Annotated in this window: 10 protein-coding genes; 5 read left to right on the top strand and 5 right to left on the bottom strand. The window is 75.3% G+C overall.

The features are described from left to right. Nucleotides 1-8: 8 nt before the first annotated feature. Both OP86_RS00440 and OP86_RS38610 read right to left on the bottom strand, forming a co-directional pair. Nucleotides 9-428, bottom strand: coding sequence for a roadblock/LC7 domain-containing protein (locus tag OP86_RS00440; protein ID WP_030056392.1), 420 nt, complete (start codon nt 426-428; stop codon nt 9-11). Then, entirely contained in the window at nt 425-3,448 is a 3,024-nt protein-coding gene (locus OP86_RS38610; RefSeq protein ID WP_051829500.1) for a sensor histidine kinase, read from the bottom strand. Before OP86_RS38610 ends, OP86_RS00440 begins: the two co-directional genes overlap by 4 nt. Before the next feature lie 336 nt (nt 3,449-3,784). On the opposite strand from OP86_RS38610, the gene OP86_RS00430 reads away from it, so the two are divergent. From OP86_RS00430 to OP86_RS00420, 3 genes are all read left to right on the top strand, one after another. Next, entirely contained in the window at nt 3,785-5,611 is a 1,827-nt protein-coding gene (locus OP86_RS00430; protein ID WP_030254403.1) for an AMP-dependent synthetase/ligase, read from the top strand. Nucleotides 5,612-5,909: 298 nt separating this feature from the next. Beyond that, nucleotides 5,910-7,082: a polysaccharide deacetylase family protein gene (locus tag OP86_RS33200; protein ID WP_051829499.1), complete on the top strand. Its 1,173-nt coding sequence runs from the start codon at nt 5,910-5,912 to the stop codon at nt 7,080-7,082. Between the two features lie 480 nt (nt 7,083-7,562). Continuing rightward, entirely contained in the window at nt 7,563-8,513 is a 951-nt protein-coding gene (locus OP86_RS00420) for a nitroreductase/quinone reductase family protein (protein WP_078588316.1), read from the top strand. A gap of 112 nt (nt 8,514-8,625) precedes the next feature. Here the strand turns inward: OP86_RS00420 and OP86_RS00415 are convergent, their stop codons facing one another. The 3 genes from OP86_RS00415 to OP86_RS00405 form a co-directional block, all read right to left on the bottom strand. After that, nucleotides 8,626-9,369, bottom strand: a complete 744-nt coding sequence (locus tag OP86_RS00415) for an SGNH/GDSL hydrolase family protein (protein WP_234434723.1) — start codon at nt 9,367-9,369, stop codon at nt 8,626-8,628. A 446-nt stretch (nt 9,370-9,815) separates the two neighbouring features. After that, a complete protein-coding gene (locus OP86_RS00410) occupies nt 9,816-10,454 on the bottom strand; it encodes a hypothetical protein (RefSeq protein WP_063832258.1) in 639 nt (212 codons plus the stop codon). A 304-nt stretch (nt 10,455-10,758) separates the two neighbouring features. Next, complete coding sequence (locus OP86_RS00405) at nt 10,759-11,907, bottom strand: hypothetical protein (protein ID WP_157849624.1); 1,149 nt, start codon at nt 11,905-11,907, stop codon at nt 10,759-10,761. 248 nt (nt 11,908-12,155) lie between these two features. Between OP86_RS00405 and OP86_RS00400 the strand changes: the two genes are divergently transcribed. Together OP86_RS00400 and OP86_RS00395 are read left to right on the top strand one after the other, a co-directional pair. Continuing rightward, nucleotides 12,156-13,325: an exonuclease SbcCD subunit D gene (locus tag OP86_RS00400; protein WP_030254425.1), complete on the top strand. Its 1,170-nt coding sequence runs from the start codon at nt 12,156-12,158 to the stop codon at nt 13,323-13,325. Continuing rightward, complete coding sequence (locus tag OP86_RS00395) at nt 13,322-16,363, top strand: AAA family ATPase (RefSeq protein WP_030254427.1); 3,042 nt, start codon at nt 13,322-13,324, stop codon at nt 16,361-16,363. The genes OP86_RS00400 and OP86_RS00395 overlap by 4 nt, the downstream gene beginning before the upstream one ends. Nucleotides 16,364-16,376 lie beyond the last annotated feature (13 nt).

Below are 16,376 nucleotides of genomic sequence, written 5' to 3'. Positions count from 1 at the left end.
CGGCCCGCTCATCTCCCCGGCGGGGCGGTTTCGGTTCGCGGCTCGGCGGCCAGGTGCTCGCCGACCCGCTTGACCAGCAGGGCCATCTCGTAGGCGATCTGGCCGATGTCGGCCTCGGCGTCGCTCAGCACGGCGAGGCAGCTGCCGTCACCGGCGGCCGTGATGAACAGGAACGCCTCGTCCAGCTCGACCATGGTCTGCCGGACGCCGCCGACCTTGAAGTGCCCGCCGGCCCCCTTGGCCAGGCTGTGGAACCCGGCCGCGACGGCGGCCAGGTGCTCGGCGTCCTCGCGGTCGAGGTCGCGGGAGGCGCCGGTGGCCAGGCCGTCGCTGGACAGGATCACCGCGTGCCGCAGGGCTGCGACGCGCCCCACCAGGTCGTCCAGGAGCCAGTTGAGGTCCCCGGACGGCTGCGTCGAAGTGGTCATGAATCAGTTCCTTCCGCTGAAGGTGCGGGTTGAGCGGGTGGTGCGGGTCGAGCGGGCGGTGCCGGTCGTGCAGATGGTGCCGGTACGACAGGTGATACGGGTGATCCGGGGTCAGGGTTCCGGCGGACCGGTTGTCCGGGCGGCAGCCGGCGGGCGAGCGGCGCCCGCCCGGTGTCCGAGGGCGCGGGCAGCGCCGCCGGGGAGGGTGCCGGGCTGATCGCCCGACGGGACTGGTCCGGCGGCTGCCAGGCGGGTACGGCGGTGGGCCGGCCGCCGCCCTGGACGGGCCGGTCGGCCGGGGCGGTGGCACCGCGCCCCCTGGTGAAGCCGCGCTGGAACGAGGCGAAGGTGGCCCGGGCCTCCTCGGGCGAGCGCTCCCGGACCTCCCGGGTCTGCCGGGCGGCGTCGCGAGCTGCGCGCGCTCCCCCGGCGGTGTCCTCCCCGACCCGTCCGTCCGGCCCACTCCCGCCACGGAGTCGTTCCTTCAGCTGCTCGGTGAGCTGCTCCTTCAGCTGCGGTGCCAGGTTCGCTTGCCGGACCCGCCGTGGCAGGCCGCCCGCCGTCCGGGCTGCGGCGTCCACGGGCGCGGCGTCCGTCGGCGGAGCCTCGGCAGCTCCGACGGCCCCGGAAGCGGTCCCGGCGCTGGCCCCGGAGCCGGCCGTGGAACCGGCCGCGGAACCGGCCGCGGCTTCGGCCGCCGCGACGGCCTCGGCGGCGGCAGCCACCACCACGTCCTCCCGCCGGTGCCGCCCCGTCCCCGGCGCGTCCTCGGCGTCCGTCCCGGGCGCGGGGACCAGGACCGGCCCGCCCTTGGTCCGCGAGGCCCGGCGCGGCAGACCGCCCGCCGTACGATCCGGTTCCGGCGCGGAGGGCCGGGGCCCACCCGTCCCCCGGTCCCGGTGCCGACCACCAGTGCCGTCGGACTCCGAAGCGGCCGACGCCCCGAGGGACGTCCCGCCGGAGGCCCCGGCAGCGGCCCCGGCGGAGGCCCCGGACGCAACCCTGGCCGGCGTCCCTGAGGCACCCCCCGTCCCAGACCCCGGCACCGCGACCAGGTCCCGCTGCCCGCGCCGGCCACCGGCCGCCGCCCGCCGACCGGCCGCGGACGGCTCCGGCAGCCCGTCCGGCGCCTCCGCGAGCAGCTCGCGGGGAATCAGCACCACCGCCGTCGTCCCGCCGTACGGGGAGGGCCGCAGGTGCACCCGGACGCCGTGCCGCCGGGCCAGCCGGCTGACCACGAACAGGCCCAGCCGGTCGGTGTCGGCGAGGTCGAACTCCTGCTCCACGGCGAGGCGTTCGTTGATCTCGGCGAGCAGCTGCTCGCTCAGCCCGAGCCCCCGGTCGTCGATCTCCAGCGCGAAGCCGTGCGCCACCACCTCGCCCTGGACGGTGACCTGGGTGCTCGGCGGGGAGAACACCGCGGCGTTCTCGACCAGTTCGGCGATCAGGTGGGTGACGTCCGCGACGGCGCTGCCGAGCAGGCCGGTGCCGGGGAACGGCCGGACGGTCACCCGGGCGTAGTCCTCGACCTCGCCGACCGCCGCCCGGACCACGTCCACCATCCGGACCGGCTTGCGCCAGGCGCGCCCGGGCGAGCCGCCGGCCAGGATGATCAGGCCCTCGGCGTGACGGCGCATGCGGGTGGTGAGGTGGTCGACCTTGAAGAGGTCCTCCAGCTCCGCCGGGTCCTCGGTGCGGCGTTCCATGGTGTCGAGCAGGGTGAGCTGCCGGTGCAGCAGCACCTGGCTGCGCCGGGCCAGGTTGACGAAGACGGCCGAGACGCCGCGGCGCAGTTCGGCCTGCTCGACGGCGGCCTCGACGGCGGCCCGCTGCACCGCGTTGAAGGCCTGGCCGACCTGGCCGATCTCGGCGTCCCCGAAGTGCAGTCCGGGCGCCTCGGTGGCCACGTCCACCGGTTCGCCGCGGCGCAGCCGCAGCATGACGGAGGGCAGCCGGGTGCCGGCCAGCTCGTCGGCCGCGTTGCGCAGGCCGATCAGCTCGCGGACCAGTCCCCGGCCGATCCGGAACGAGATCATCACCGAGAGCACGACCGCGACCAGGCCGACCGCCCCGGCGATGCCGCCGCGCCAGAGCATCGCGATCGCGGCGGACCGGGCGCTCTCGTCGAGCCCGGCGGAGATCCGGCTGTTGATCGACGAGAGGTCGCCGAGCGCCCGGTCGGCGGTCTCCCGCCAGGAGTCGCTGTTGAGGGCCTGGACGACCCGCTCGGGACCGCCGGCGCCGACGAAGTCCGCCTCGGCGCGGGCCAGCGCACCCCAGGCCTCACCGCCGCGCAGGGCGATGTAGTCGTACTGGTCGGCTGGCTCCAGTTCGGCGATGTAGACGGTGAACAGCGCCTGCTGGTTGTGCAGGGCGTCCAGGGCGATCTGGAACTGCTCGGCGGTGGGCTTGGCGACGCCGGTGCGCAGGCCCTCCATCGCGGCGTCCTCCTGCGACAGGTACTCGCGGGCGCGCACCAGCTCGATCAGGATGGTGCCCTGGCGCGGGAGTTGGCCGCTCTGCCGGGCGACGTAGGCGGAGCGGAAGCCGAACACCGGCTTGACCAGGTCGCTGTACTGGTCCAGCGCGAACTCCCAGTTCAGCGCGGCGCGGCCGACCTGGGCGCGCAGCGGGCCGATCTGGTCGGCGGCGGCGAGGATCTGCACGAAGCGGCCGCGCTGCGCGGCGGAGAGCTTGCTGCCGGAGTCGTCCTTCCTCTGCCGCAGCACGGCGAGGCTGCGGTCCGTGAGGGTCTTGGCGTGCTCGTAGACGTCCCGGGCGACGGGCGAGCGCGGGTCGGCCAGCCGCTGGACGGCGGCGCGGCGCTCGTTCTGCAGGTCGATGGAGTACTGGTCGACCGGGCCGGCGAACTCCTTGTACGTACGGCTGATCCCCAGCTGGTTCCATGCGTCCCCGGTGGTGGCGATCGTCGCGTACACCCACAGGGCGGTGAGCGCCACGATGGGCACCAGGAGCAGCGCGATGATCTTCGCGCGGATCGAGCTGCTGCGCAGACGCATGGAGTCCTCGGTCGGGAAGTGCCAGGCGCGGACGGGGAGGGTGGGCGCGGCGGCGGGAGCCGTGGGAGCGGTGGGACGCGCTGGGGGACGGTGAGGAGGGTTCGGAGGGGGCTCCCGGCCACAGGTCTGCGCGACTCTACTACGCCCTGACCACTCGTTCGAGGGGCGAACCAATCCACTTCCCCACCTGCCCTGCACACGTCAGAAGCCGGCCGCGGCACCATCCGCGCGGACCTGTGCCGATCTCGTCGCGTCACCGTCACAACCCTGGGCAGTTGCGGAGCGATCCGATAGTTTCGCTCCACCCGGACAACCGGCACCGAACTGGGGAGGACCGTGCGCGAGTTCACCACTCCCGCCGCGGTCGTGCCCGAGGCCGCCGGTGGACTCGCCGACTCCCTCTACGACACCGCCGACCGCACCCCCGGCCTGGTCCAGGTGTCCCGGCGCACGGACGACGGACGGTGGCAGGACGTCACCGCCCTGGAGTTCCGGAATGAGGTGCTCGCCCTGGCCAAGGGCCTGCTCACCCACGGCGTGCGCTACGGCGACCGGGTCGCCCTGATGTCCCGCACCCGCTACGAGTGGACTCTCTTCGACTACGCGCTCTGGTCGATCGGCGCGATCACCGTCCCGGTCTACCCGACGGCCGCCCCCGAGCAGGTGCGCTGGATCCTCGCCGAGACCCAGGCGGTGGCCTGCCTGGTCGAGGACGAGGACGCCGCGATGACGGTCGGCGCGGTCTGCGACGCGCTACCCGACCTCGCCGGCATCTGGCAACTGGACCGCGACTGCGTCGCCGCGATCACCGAGGACGGCCGGGGCGTGCCCGACTCCCTGGTGCACCGCCAGCGCCTCGGCGTCGCCGCCCAGAACATCGCCACCGTCGTCTACACCTCCGGCACCACCGGCCGCCCCAAGGGCTGCCTGATCACCCACGCCAACCTGGCCGCCGAAGCCGACGCCCTGCTCGCCGGCTGGGGCGAGGCCCTGCGGGACACCGGCGGCGGCCGGCCCAGCACCCTGCTGTTCCTGCCGCTCGCCCACGTGTACGGGCGGGCCGTGCAGATCGCGGCGATCCGCGGCGGCTTCCGGATCGGCCACGTCCCCGACGTCTCCACCGACGCGCTGCTGCCCGCGCTGGAGAGCTTCCGGCCGACCTTCCTGCACGCCGTCCCGTACGTCTTCGAGAAGATCTTCCGGCAGGCCCGGCGGGCCGCCGAGGACGCCGGGCGCGGCGAACTCTTCGAGCAGGCCCGGCAGGTGGCCGTGGACTGGGCCGCCGCCCGGGAGCAGAAGGCCTTCGGGCGCGGCCCCGGGCCCGGCGCCGCACTGCGGCTGCGCCACCTGGCGTACGAACGGACCGTCTACCCGAGGCTGCGCGCGGTGTTCGGCGGCCGGGTGCGCAGCGTGATGTGCGGCGGTTCCACGCTGCGCCGCGAGTTGGGCCTGTTCTTCAGCGGCGCCGGCCTGCAGCTGTACGAGGGCTACGGGCTGACCGAGACCACCGCCGCGATCACCGCCAACCCGGCCGGACGGCAGAAGCTCGGCACGGTCGGGCAGCCGGTGCCGGGCGCCTCGGTGGCGATCGCCGACGACGGCGAGGTGTGGGTGCGCGGCGGCTCGGTCTTCGACGGCTACCTCAACCACCCGCGGTGCACCGCCGAGTCACTGGTCGACGGCTGGTTCGCCACGGGCGACCTGGGGCGGCTGGACGAGGACGGCTACCTGACCATCACCGGCCGCAAGAAGGACCTGATCGTCACCAGCAGCGGCAAGAATCTCGCCCCGGCGGCGCTGGAGGAGCGGGTCGAGGCGCATCCGCTGGTCTCCCAGTGCCTGGTGGTGGGCGACGACCGCCCGTACGTCGCCGCCCTGATCACGCTCGACCCGGCGGCGCTGGCGCACTGGTTGAAGACCCGCAGGCGGGAGCAGCTGGACCCGTGGGCGGTGCTCGCCGACGAGGAGCTGCACGTCGAGATCCAGCGCGCGGTGGCGGCGGCGAACACGGCGGTGTCCCGGGCCGAGTCCATCCGCGCGTTCCGGCTGCTGCCACGGGAGTTCAGCCAGGAGCAGGGCCTGCTGACACCCTCGCTCAAGCTGCGACGGGCGGCGGCCGTGGAGTACTACGCGGAGGACATCGAGGAGCTCTACCTCAGCTGACCTCCGCCGGGGCTTCCCGATCGGTTTGTCCGGTACGGGTTTTGACGATCCGTCTTGTCCCTTGCCGCGCTTGGGCGATGGCGATCCGGTTCACCTTCCGTTCCCTTGACGGGCGTATTGGTCCAGTCCATTGTTGCTCTTCGGTCCGCGTGCGGCGCGCCATCACCCCCTTCCGCTCCCGCCTTCCGCTCCCCCTTCCGCTCCCGCCCCTCCGGGAGCGCCCCGGCTCCACGGCCCGGATTCCGTTCCCGCCCTCCCCACGGGCGCCTCCCCCACACGCTGGAGTCCTCACGTGTCGATGTCCACGCGCCTGTCCGCACTGGCCGCCTCCGTCGCGCTGCTCACCGCCCTCGCCGTACCCACGGCCTCCGCCGACACCCCTGCGGGCACGCCGTCCGGGGCGACCGGCGCGGCGCCTCCGGCCGGCCCGACCGCTGCGACCGCTGCGACCGTCAACCTGGCGACCAACCCCGGCTTCGAGGTGCCCGCGCCGAACCTCGCGGACTGGGGCAGCATCCCCGGCTGGAGCTGCACCGGCGGGCCGGCCGAGGCCGCCGTCACCACCGCCGCCCCGCACTCCGGCGCCTCCGCACTGACCGTCACCCCGGCCGACGCCGACTCCACCGGCGAATGCGCGCAGACCGTCTCCGTCCAGCCCGGCACCACCTACACCGCCTCCGCCTGGGTGCGCGGCAGCTTCGTCCACCTCGGCGCCACCGGCACCGGCAGGGACGTCGCACCCGCCTGGACGGAGAGCACCCAAGGCGGCTGGCAGCGGCTGACCACCCGCTTCACCACCGGCCCGAACGCGCGCAGCATCCGGCTGTACGTGCACGGCTGGTACCAGCAGGGCCCGTTCTCGGTGAACGACGTCCGAGTGGACGGCCCCACACCCGCCCCGGCCGTGGCGGCGGGCGCCGTCCCGACCACCGACAAGGTCGCCTTCTTCACCGTGGACGACGGGTGGCAGCGCACCCCCGAGGCGGAGCAGTTCATCGCCGACCACCGGCTGCCGATCACCGCCTTCCCGCTGCCGATGCCGGCCGGCACCGACCCGGCGTTCTTCCGGCGGGTCACCGCCGTGCCCGGCTCCTCGATCCAGGACCACAGCGTCTCCCACTCCGACCTCAGCAAGCTCCCGGCGGACCAGCAGCAGGTCGAGATCTGCGACGCCCGCGACTCCCTGACCCGCATCTTCGGCACCGCGCCGGTGGTCTTCCGTCCGCCGTTCTTCGCCTGGAACGCCGACACCCTGCAGGCCGCCGCCAACTGCGGCATCCGCACCGTGCTCACCGCCGACGCGGACTTCAGCTGGGGCGCCTCCACCATCTGGCACCCGGGCCTGCTGCAGCCCGGCGACGTCGTCCTGATGCACTGGACCGACACCCTGGCCACCGACCTCCAGCGCGCCCTGGCCGCCGCCGACGCCGCCGGGCTCAAGCCGGCCGGCCTGGCCGACTACCTGCGCTGACCCACCGCGCCACGACACCGGCCGTCACGGACCCGATGCGCCGCCGCCTCCGGGGGGAGCGGCGGCCCGTCGCCGCAGCGCCGGGAGCCGAGCCGGTCAGCTGGTGCGGGCGGCGATCCGCTCGGCGGCCTCGTCCAGGTCGACCGCGCGTTCCACGGCCGTTCCCCGCTCCTGTCTCCGGTGGTGGGTAAGTGGCGAGTGAGCGAGTCGTGAGTGATCTTGCTCGTTGACAGCGCGCCCGCGGCGTGGCTGTAATGGGGGCGTGCAGCGCGGCGTCGGCCACAGAGTAGTGGGCCGGCCGGCAGCCGAGCGAGCACCTTCCGAAGGGACAACGCGATGAGCACTCTCTCCGCTGCCCTGATCTGACGCCAGGCGGTCACCGCGGTGTCCGTGGGTGTCCGTGCGCGTGATGCGCCACCCCTGACCGTCACCGCGTGTGGCCGCGACTCCCCACATCTTCCGGAGACTCACCACACACGCATGCCCATGTCTTTCAACCTGAATGTCATCGAGGAGTTCCGCGCCAACGGCGGGCGGGTCGGCGGCCCGTTCGAGGGCGGCGACCTGCTGTTGCTGACCACCACCGGGGCCCGGTCCGGGCGGCCGCACACCGTGCCGCTCGGGTACGTCCGGGCGGAGGGGCTGATCCTGGTCGTCGCCTCGGCCGCCGGGGCGCCGGAGCACCCGCAGTGGTACCGCAACCTGTTGGCCCACCCGGTGGTCCGGGTCGAACTCGGCACCGAGGCCTTCGACGTGATCGCCGTCCCCGCCGAAGGCGCCCGCCGGGAGCGGCTGTTCGCCGCCGTCGTCCGGGCGGCGCCGGGGTACGGCGACTACCAGGCGCAGACCGAACGCGAGTTGCCGGTCGTCGTCCTGGAACGGCCCGAGCCCCCGGCCGGCGGCCCGGCGCCCGTGGTGCGCACCCTCGCCGACAAGCTGCTGGAGGCGCACACCTGGCTGCGCGCCCAGCTGCGCCACGTACGGGAGGAGGCGCACACCCACGTTCCCGGCCGACCGGCCGGGCTCGGGCTGCAGCTGCGGCAGCACTGCCTGGCGTTCTGCGACGGGCTGATGCACCATCACATCGGCGAGGACGCGGCGATCTTCCCCGCCCTTGCGCGCAACCACCCGGCGCTGGCCGACGTGCTGGCGCGGCTCGACGAGCAGCACCGGGCCATCGGGCTGATCAAGGAGCAGCTGGTGGAGCAGCTGGCCGGAATCGCGGTCACCGAACCGGAGCGGCTCCGGGCCGAGCTGGACCGGATGTCGGCCGAGCTGGAGGCGCACCTCGACTACGAGGAGGCGGAGCTGCTGCCGGTCCTGGCGGGCATCCCCTTCCCGCCGACCGGGCCAGGCCCGGCCAAGCCCGGACCGGCCAAGCCGGGTTCGACCAAGCCCTCCACAGCCGAGCCTGCCGCGAACGGAAGCTGAAACACCGGTGCCGCCGCCCCCTCCTCGCGCCTCTGGAGGGGGCGGCGGCACTCGCGGTGCGGCGGTGCGGCGGTGCGGCGGTGTCGGATGCCGACGGGCCGCCGGACGGGCGTTACGACTGCGAGAAGACCGGGAGGTAGCCACCGGACTGGCCGACGGCCTTCGGGTGGTAGCTCTCGTCGACCGGCAGGGTGGTGCTGTTGAGCCAGGTGGTGAGGTTGCCGCAGATCTCGTGGCCGGTGAAGATGCTGCGGACGTCGCCGAAGGCGAAGCCGGCGTTGGCGGCGCGCTTGGCGAGGACGCCGTCCAGGGTGTCGGCGGCACCGTTGATGGCGGTGCGCTTGGTGTCGCCGATGCCGAAGATGCAGTCGCCGCCGATCTTGTAGATGCGCGGGTAGCCCATCACCACGACGTGGGCGTTGGGGGCCTTGGCCTTGATGGCCGAGTACACGTTGTCCAGCTGGCCGGGCAGGGTGTTGAGCGCGTAGTTCTTGGCGGTGTTGACGGCGTTGATGCAGTCGTCGTCGGAGCTCAGGACACAGGTCTGCATGGTGCTGGCGAAGCCCGCGTCGTTGCCGCCGACCGAGATGCTGACCAGCGTGGTGCTGGAGTCCAGGGCGGAGATCTGGCTGTTGAGGATGTCACCAGTTCGGGCGCCCGTACAGGCGACGAACTTGAAGGAGGACGGCGAGTGCGCGTTCTTCCAGAGGTACGGGTACGCGTTGGTGCTGCGTTTGCAGTTGCTGCCGTCGTTCAGGTAGCTGCCGGCGCCGACACCGGAGGAGTACGAGTCCCCGAGGGCTACGTAGTTGACACCGGCGGCGCTGGCGGACGAGGCGGCGAAGAGCGTCGTCATGGTCAGACCTGCCGCAATCGCGGCAATGGACAGGGCACGGGCAGGGCGGATCATCACACCTCCAGGTGGGGCTGGCGGGGGGTCACAGAAGAAATACCAGGCGGTAGGTGAACCCGGAAGCGCTCATGCCAAAGATATTGACGGACCGTCCGATAACGGAGAAGTGAACTGCCGCCGACAGTCGGTGAGTTCGTACTGGTCAGCGCGGGTGCGTTTTGACGCGCGTAGTACTGCGCGCGTAGACCGGCAACTTCCGGAGGTTCAGGGCAACTTCAACCAGGAGTTAAGCTCCGGCCCCCCCTTGGGCCAGTTTCAACGCGCGTCGACGACGGGTGCCAGAGCGCGACGACGGGCGCGCGAGGACCGCAAAGGGCACGCACGGACCTCGGCGAGCGCGAGGTGGCCGCGGCGGCCGCAGGTGCGGGTGGCCTCGGAGTGAGCCTCCCTCAGAACGGGTGACCGCCGCCCGGGCCCCGGTACACGGTGCCCGGGGAGATCACGCAGCCCTCGACCGGGAGCTCCTCGATCGTCTCGTTCGCGGCAGCGGGCACGCCGAGCCAGCGGACGGCGGTGGCGACCGCCGCCCGTGCCTGGCGCAGCCCGGGCCCGCCCCAACCGAGCAGCTCGACGGCGAGCCCCGGCGCGACCAGCAGCCGCCGGTAGTGCCGGCCCGAGGCCGGGTCGGCCACGCTCGGACCGACCGCCCGCAGCGCGGCCGCCATCCGGACCCGGGCGCATTCGTGCCCGCCGTTCGCCGAACCGACCCGGTCGTAGAGGTAGCCGAGGTAGTACGGCCGGCCGATCACCGCCTGCGCCTCCTCGGCGGCCTCCCGAGCCAGGGCGGCCGCCGGGTCCCCGGCGTCCTCCGGCTCCAACGAGCCGCCGGGCAGCGAGCAGATCCCGTCCCTGGGGTTGACCAGGGTCAGCACCCGCCCGTCCGGGGCGAACAGCCACCCCCAGGACTGCTTGACCGGCAGCCCGTCCGGCACCTGTTCGCCCGGCCGCCACGGCCAGCCCGCCGTGGGGCGCCGCCGCACCTTCCCGAGCAGTTCGGCGATCTCCGCGCTGTACTCGATCGGGCTCATGCTCCGGCCTCGCAGCGCTCGGCGGAGGCATCGGACGAGTCATCGGCAGCGGCGCCCGTCCGCACGCACCCTCCGGCGCCGAGCTCGCTCCGCTCGCTCATGCGTCCCCCTCTCGCTGTCGGGCTCGCCGGACCGGCGGTGCGCGGAGAGGACCTGCAGGGCGCGGTACGGAGCGGAGCGGCCGGAGCGGCGGCGTGGGGAACCGCGCTCCTGCTGTTGATCTTCTCCGAATCTTCCCCGAACAGGCGGTCGATGAACAGTCCCCAGCGCCGCATGGCGGATGCGGAGGCGGCCGACGCCCTGCTCACCCCAGCGGCCCACCCCCCTCCCGGGGGCCCGGGAACCCGGGCAGGGGGAACCCCGGCCGGGGATCCACCCCCGGCGGGAACGGCAGCCCACGCGCGGCGTCGTCGGCCAGCTCGTCGAACACCTCGTGCGCGGTCATCGGCCGCAGCCGCCCGTCGGCCAGCGCCCAGCCGCGCACGACCGGCCGGGCCCGGGCGCCGCCGACCGGGGGATCCGCCGCGTCGCTCGTCGGCGGGCCGCCCTGGCCGCCCCGGCCGCCCGCCGACGGATCGCCGTGCAGCAGCAGCGCCCCCGCACCGCCGCAGGCCACGCCCGCCGCCAGCGTGACGCAGAACGCCTCGGTGTCCCGGCCCGCGGGGTACAGCCGCCCCTCCTCCACACAGACGTCCACCGCCGAGGTCAGCTCCTCACCGTCCTCGGGGCCGTGGCAGCGCAGCGTCAGCAGGTGGCAGCCCTCCCCCGCGCCCTCGGCCAGCGCCAGGTACACCGACGTCACGTACCGCATCACCGTCGCCATCCGGCGCTGCCCGGCCGGGTCGTCGCCGACGGCGTCCAGCAGTGCCGCGCAGGCCACGGACATCCGCACGCGGGCCCGGTGGTCGTCCACCAACACCGGCAGCAGCTCGGCCAGCCGCTCCCCCGCGTAGACGAACGGCTCCCCGGCCAGCTCGGGATCGCCCGCGTACGCGACCCGGGCGGCAGGCTCCCTGGGGTCGAGGCCGAGCGCCTCGCAGTAGTCCTCGAAGTCGCGCGCCTCCAGGACCCTCAGGTGCACCTCCAGCCCCTGCCGGTACAGGGCCGCCAGCTGCTCCTCCGCGCGCCGCAGGTAGTCCCGGTGGCCGAGCTCGCCGAACAGCCCGTACCGCGCCAGCCCGGCGAAGTCCCCGGCCCCGACGGCCAGCGCCACCGCGACCGGCTGCGGCGGCGGAGCTCCCCGGGCCCGCCCGCCGCGCCGCGCCCGCGCCCCACCCGATCCCGCTCGCCCGCCCGGCGGCCGGCCCCCCGCGGGCGGCGCCGCCCCACCGGACCCGCCGGCCGGCGCTCCGCCGCCGCCCGCCCCCGGCCTCCGCCCGGACAGCGCCAGCACCCGCCGACGCCGCCCCGCGGCACCCACCACCTCGCGCACCAGCGCCCGCACCACAGCCATGGCTCCTCCTGCTCCTCACTCGCCCGACACCCGACGACGCCGGCCACCCCGAAGCGCGGGGCCGCCGACGTCGAGGAACATACACAGAGCCACTGACAATCCACCCCGAGTAATCGAACACCGGTGGCCGCGGAGAGCCACGGGGCCCCGGCGGCGCGCCCGGCGACCCCCGCCCCCGGGGCCGGTGGGACGGATGCCTCAGCCGGTCCGGGCGGGATTGTCAGTGGTGCGGGTTAGGGTCGGGGACCATGCGACTGCTGCATACCTCCGACTGGCATCTCGGGCGCTCGTTCCACCGGGAGAGCCTGCACGACGCCCAGCGCGCCTTCCTGGACCACCTGGTGGACGTGGTCCGGGCCGAGGGCGTGGACGCCGTGCTGGTCGCCGGAGACGTCTACGACCGGGCGCTGCCGGGGCTGGAAGCGGTCGCGATGTTCGACGACGTGCTGCACCGGCTGGCGGACCTCGGGGTGCCGACGGTGTTCATCAGCGGCAACCACGACTCGGCCCGCCGGCTGGGGGTCGGGGCGGGCCTGATCGGGCGGGCCGGGATCCACCTGCGGACGGATCCGGGCCAGTGCGCCGAGCCGGTGGTGCTGGCGGACGCGCACGGTCCGGTGGCGGTGTACGGGCTGCCGTACCTGGAGCCGACGCTGGTGCGCGAGCGGTTCGGGCTGGCCAGGGGCGGGCACGCGGCGGTGCTCGGGGCGGCGATGGACGAGGTGCGGGCCGACCTGGCGGCACGCCCGGCCGGCACCCGGGCGGTGGTGCTGGCGCACGCCTTCGTCACCGGCGGCGCGCCGAGCGACAGCGAGCGGGACATCGCGGTCGGCGGCGTCGCCTCGGTGCCCGCCTCGGTGTTCGACGGGGTGCACTACGCCGCGCTCGGCCACCTGCACGGCTGCCAGACGCTCGCCCCGCACCTGCGCTACAGCGGCTCCCCGCTCGCCTACTCCTTCTCCGAGGCGAAGCAGCGCAAGACCATGTGGCTGGTCGACCTCGCCGCCGACGGCTCGGTGGCCGCCGAGCGCCTCCCCTGCCCCGAGCCGCGCCGCCTCGCCACTCTGCGCGGCACCCTCGACGCGCTGCTCACCGACGAGGAGTACGCCGAGCACGAGCAGTCCTGGGTGCAGGCCACGCTCACCGACGCGGCCCGGCCGAGCGAGCCGATGGAGAAGCTGCGCCGCCGTTTCCCGCACACCCTCCAGCTGCTGTTCGACCCCGCGGAGAGCGAGGCCGAGCCGTCCCGCTCGTACGCGGCGCGGGTCACCGGCCGGGCCGACCTGGAGATCGCCGAGGGCTTCCTGCGGCACGTCCGCCCCGGGGCCGAGCCGGAGCCGGACGAGCTGGGCTGGCTGCGCGAGGGCTTCGAGCACGTCCGGGAGAGCGCCGACCGGAAGGCGGACCTGCCCCGATGAGGCTGCACCGGCTCACCGTCACCGCCTTCGGCCCGTTCGCGGGCTCCGAGACGGTGGACTTCGACGCGCTCGCCGCCGGCGGGCTGTTCCTGCTGCGCGGGGCGACGGGCGCGGGCAAGAGCAGCGTGCTGGACGCGGTCTGCTTCGCCCTCTACGGCGAGCCGCCGGGCACCCGCCGGTCCACCCGGCTGCGCAGCGACCACGCCGACCCGAAGCGGCTGACCGAGGTGCGGCTGGAGCTGACCCTCGGCGGGCGGCGGCTCCAGGTCACCCGCCTGCCGGAGCAGCGGCGCCCGAAGAAGGTCGGCGCCGGCACCACCGTCGAACGGGCGCAGACCCTGCTGCGCGAGTGGGTCGACGACACGGGCGACGGCACGCCGGGCTGGCGGGGGCTCAGCAAGTCCCACCAGGAGGCCGGGGAGGAGATCCACCGGCTGATCGGCATGAACCGGGACCAGTTCTGCCAGGTGGTGCTGCTGCCGCAGGGCGACTTCGCCCGCTTCCTCAAGGCCGACTCGGAGGAGCGCGGCAAGCTGCTGCGGCGGCTGTTCGACACCGAGCGGTACCGGCACGTCGAGGACTGGCTCGCCGAGCAGCGGCGCGCCCAGGAGGCGGCGGTCCAGGTCGGCCGGCGCCGGCTGCGCGACCTCGTCGGCAGGGCCGAGCAGGCGGCCGGTCCTGATGCCGAGCCCGCCGAGGGCTGGGTGCCGGCCGAGGACGCCGACGCCGGGCTGACGGCCGGGGTGCTCGGCTGGGCTGCGGTGCTGCGCAGCGGCGCGGCCGAGCAGCTCGCCGTCGCCGAGGCCGCGTTGGCGGGTGCCGAGGCCGTGCAGCGCACGGCCCAGCAGCGGCGCGAGGCCGCCGAGGAGCTGGCCGGGCGGCAGCGCCGGCACCGGGACGCCCTGGCCCGGGCCGAGCGGCTGGCCGGGTTCGAGCCCGCGGCGGCGGAGGACCGGCGGCGGCTGGCGGCCGCACAGGACGCGGTCGGGGTGGAGTCCGCGCTGCGGCTGCGGGAGAGCGCGGCCGAGGCCTTCCGGCGCGCCCGGGCGGCGGAGCACCGGCACCGCGAGGCGCTGGCCGCCACCCGCGGCGAGGAGGCCCGGGGGCTCGACGGGGCCGACGCCGCCGGGCTGGCCGAGGCCGAGCTGCGGCTGCGCGCCGGGGTGGTGCGGCTGGAGGCGGCCCGGGCGGAGGAGCGGCGCTGCGCCGAACTCGTCCGCGAGCAGCGCTCCTTGACGGCGGACCGGCGCGCCGCCGAGGAGCTGGCCGAGGACGCCGAGGACTGGCTGGCCGAGTTCGAGGGCGAGCTGGCCCGCCTGGAGGAGCGGCACTCCGAGGCCCGGGCCGCGACCGCGAAGGTCGAGCAACTGGACGGGCAGCGGGCCGAGTCGGCCGCCCGCCTGGCCGCCGCCCGGGAGCGCGACGGCCTGCGCGCCGAGATCTCGGCGGCCGAACCACGGGTCACGCAGCTGCGCGCCGCCGCCCTGGACGCCCGCGAGCACGGTCTGGACCTGCGGGACCGACGGCTGGCGGGCATGGCCGCCGAGCTGGCCGAGCAGCTGCGGTCGGGCCAGGCCTGCCGGGTCTGCGGCTCGCCCGAGCACCCGGCGCCCGCGGAGGCGGCGCCCGGCAGCCGGGTCGGCGCCGAGGACGAGGAGCGGGCCCGCCGGGCCCAGGCCGCCGCCGAGCAGGCCTGGACGGAGGCCGACCAGGCGCTGACCGCCCTGCGGGTGCGCGAGGCGGCCGCCGCCGGAGCGGCCGGTCCGGACGCCACGGACGTGCTCGCCCAGGCCCTCGCCGGGCTGGAACGCGAGCACCGGGAGGCCCGGCACACGGCCGAGGCGCTCGGCCGCGTCGAGCAGGAGATCGCCCGGCTGTCGCGGGAGCGCACCCGCCGTGGTGACGAACTGCACGAGGCCAAGGAGCGCACCGCCGTCCTCACCGACCGGCTGCAGGCGCTCGACGCCGAGCGGGAGGCGCTGACCGCCCGGGTGGCGGCTGCCCGGGGCGAGGCGGCCTCGGTCGCCGACCGGGCCGCGGCCCTGGCCCGGCTCACCGAGGAGGTCGCCGCCGCGGCCGGAGCCGCCCGGGCCCGCACGGAGGCGGCGGCCCGGCTCGACGAGGCCGAGGACGAGCTGGGCAAGGCCGCCGCCGCGGCGGGCTTCCCGGACGCCGCGGCGGCACTCGCCGTGCTGCTGCCGCGTGAGGAGCGCGAGCGGCTGGAGGCCCGGCTGGAGCGGCACCGCGCGGAGACCACCGCCGTCCGGCGCGAGCTGGCGCTGCCGGAGCTGGCCGAGGCCGCGGCCCGTCCGCCGGTCGACCTGTCCGCCGCCGCGGCCGCGCTGCGCGAGGCCACCGACCGGCTCGGGCAGGCGCACGCCGTCCGGGCGGCGGCCGACGAGCGGTGCGGGGCACTGGCCGCGATCGGGCGGCAGCTCGCCGGGCTCGCCGCCGAGCTGGCCCCGGCGCTGGACCGGTACGGGCGGATCAACCGGCTCGCCGCACTGGCCGCCGGCACCTCCACCGAGAACCGGCTGCGGATGCGCCTGGAGTCGTACGTCCTGGCGGCCCGGCTGGAGCAGGTCGCGGCGGCGGCCAGCGACCGGCTGGTCCGGATGTCCGGCGGCCGCTACACCCTCCTGCACAGCGACGACCGGGGCAGCGGCAACAAGCGCTCGGGCCTGGCCCTGCGGGTGGTGGACGCCTGGACGGGCACCGAACGGGACACCTCGACGCTCTCCGGCGGCGAGAGCTTCTTCGCCTCACTCTCCCTCGCCCTCGGCCTGGCCGACGTGGTGACCGACGAGGCTGGCGGGATGCCGCTCGACACCCTGTTCATCGACGAGGGCTTCGGCAGCCTGGACGAGCAGTCCCTGGAGGAGGTGATGGACGTCCTCGACGGCCTGCGCGAGCGGGACCGCGCGGTCGGCATCGTCAGCCACGTCGCCGACCTGCGCTCCCGCATCCCGGCCCAGCTGCTGGTCCGCAAGGGCCGGCGCGGCTCGACCCTGGCGCTGGCCGAACGCGAGGACGCGTAGCCGGCCGGCGGGC

The sequence above is a fragment of the Streptomyces novaecaesareae genome (assembly GCF_000716875.1).
Taxonomy (GTDB): domain Bacteria; phylum Actinomycetota; class Actinomycetes; order Streptomycetales; family Streptomycetaceae; genus Kitasatospora; species Kitasatospora novaecaesareae.
The sequence above is the reverse complement of the archived record's forward strand: the minus strand, read 5'-3'. Positions and strand labels throughout refer to the sequence as shown.

What these genes read in the sequence shown, in the direction of transcription:
- OP86_RS00440 (WP_030056392.1), bottom strand. Translation starts at nt 428, where the DNA reads ATGACCACTTCGACGCAGCCGTCCGGGGACCTCAACTGGCTCCTGGAC.
- OP86_RS38610 (WP_051829500.1), bottom strand. Translation starts at nt 3,448, where the DNA reads ATGCGTCTGCGCAGCAGCTCGATCCGCGCGAAGATCATCGCGCTGCTC.
- OP86_RS33200 (WP_051829499.1), top strand. Translation starts at nt 5,910, where the DNA reads ATGTCCACGCGCCTGTCCGCACTGGCCGCCTCCGTCGCGCTGCTCACC.
- OP86_RS00420 (WP_078588316.1), top strand. Translation starts at nt 7,563, where the DNA reads ATGCCCATGTCTTTCAACCTGAATGTCATCGAGGAGTTCCGCGCCAAC.
- OP86_RS00415 (WP_234434723.1), bottom strand. Translation starts at nt 9,369, where the DNA reads ATGACGACGCTCTTCGCCGCCTCGTCCGCCAGCGCCGCCGGTGTCAAC.
- OP86_RS00410 (WP_063832258.1), bottom strand. Translation starts at nt 10,454, where the DNA reads ATGAGCCCGATCGAGTACAGCGCGGAGATCGCCGAACTGCTCGGGAAG.
- OP86_RS00405 (WP_157849624.1), bottom strand. Translation starts at nt 11,907, where the DNA reads ATGGCTGTGGTGCGGGCGCTGGTGCGCGAGGTGGTGGGTGCCGCGGGG.
- OP86_RS00400 (WP_030254425.1), top strand. Translation starts at nt 12,156, where the DNA reads ATGCGACTGCTGCATACCTCCGACTGGCATCTCGGGCGCTCGTTCCAC.
- OP86_RS00395 (WP_030254427.1), top strand. Translation starts at nt 13,322, where the DNA reads ATGAGGCTGCACCGGCTCACCGTCACCGCCTTCGGCCCGTTCGCGGGC.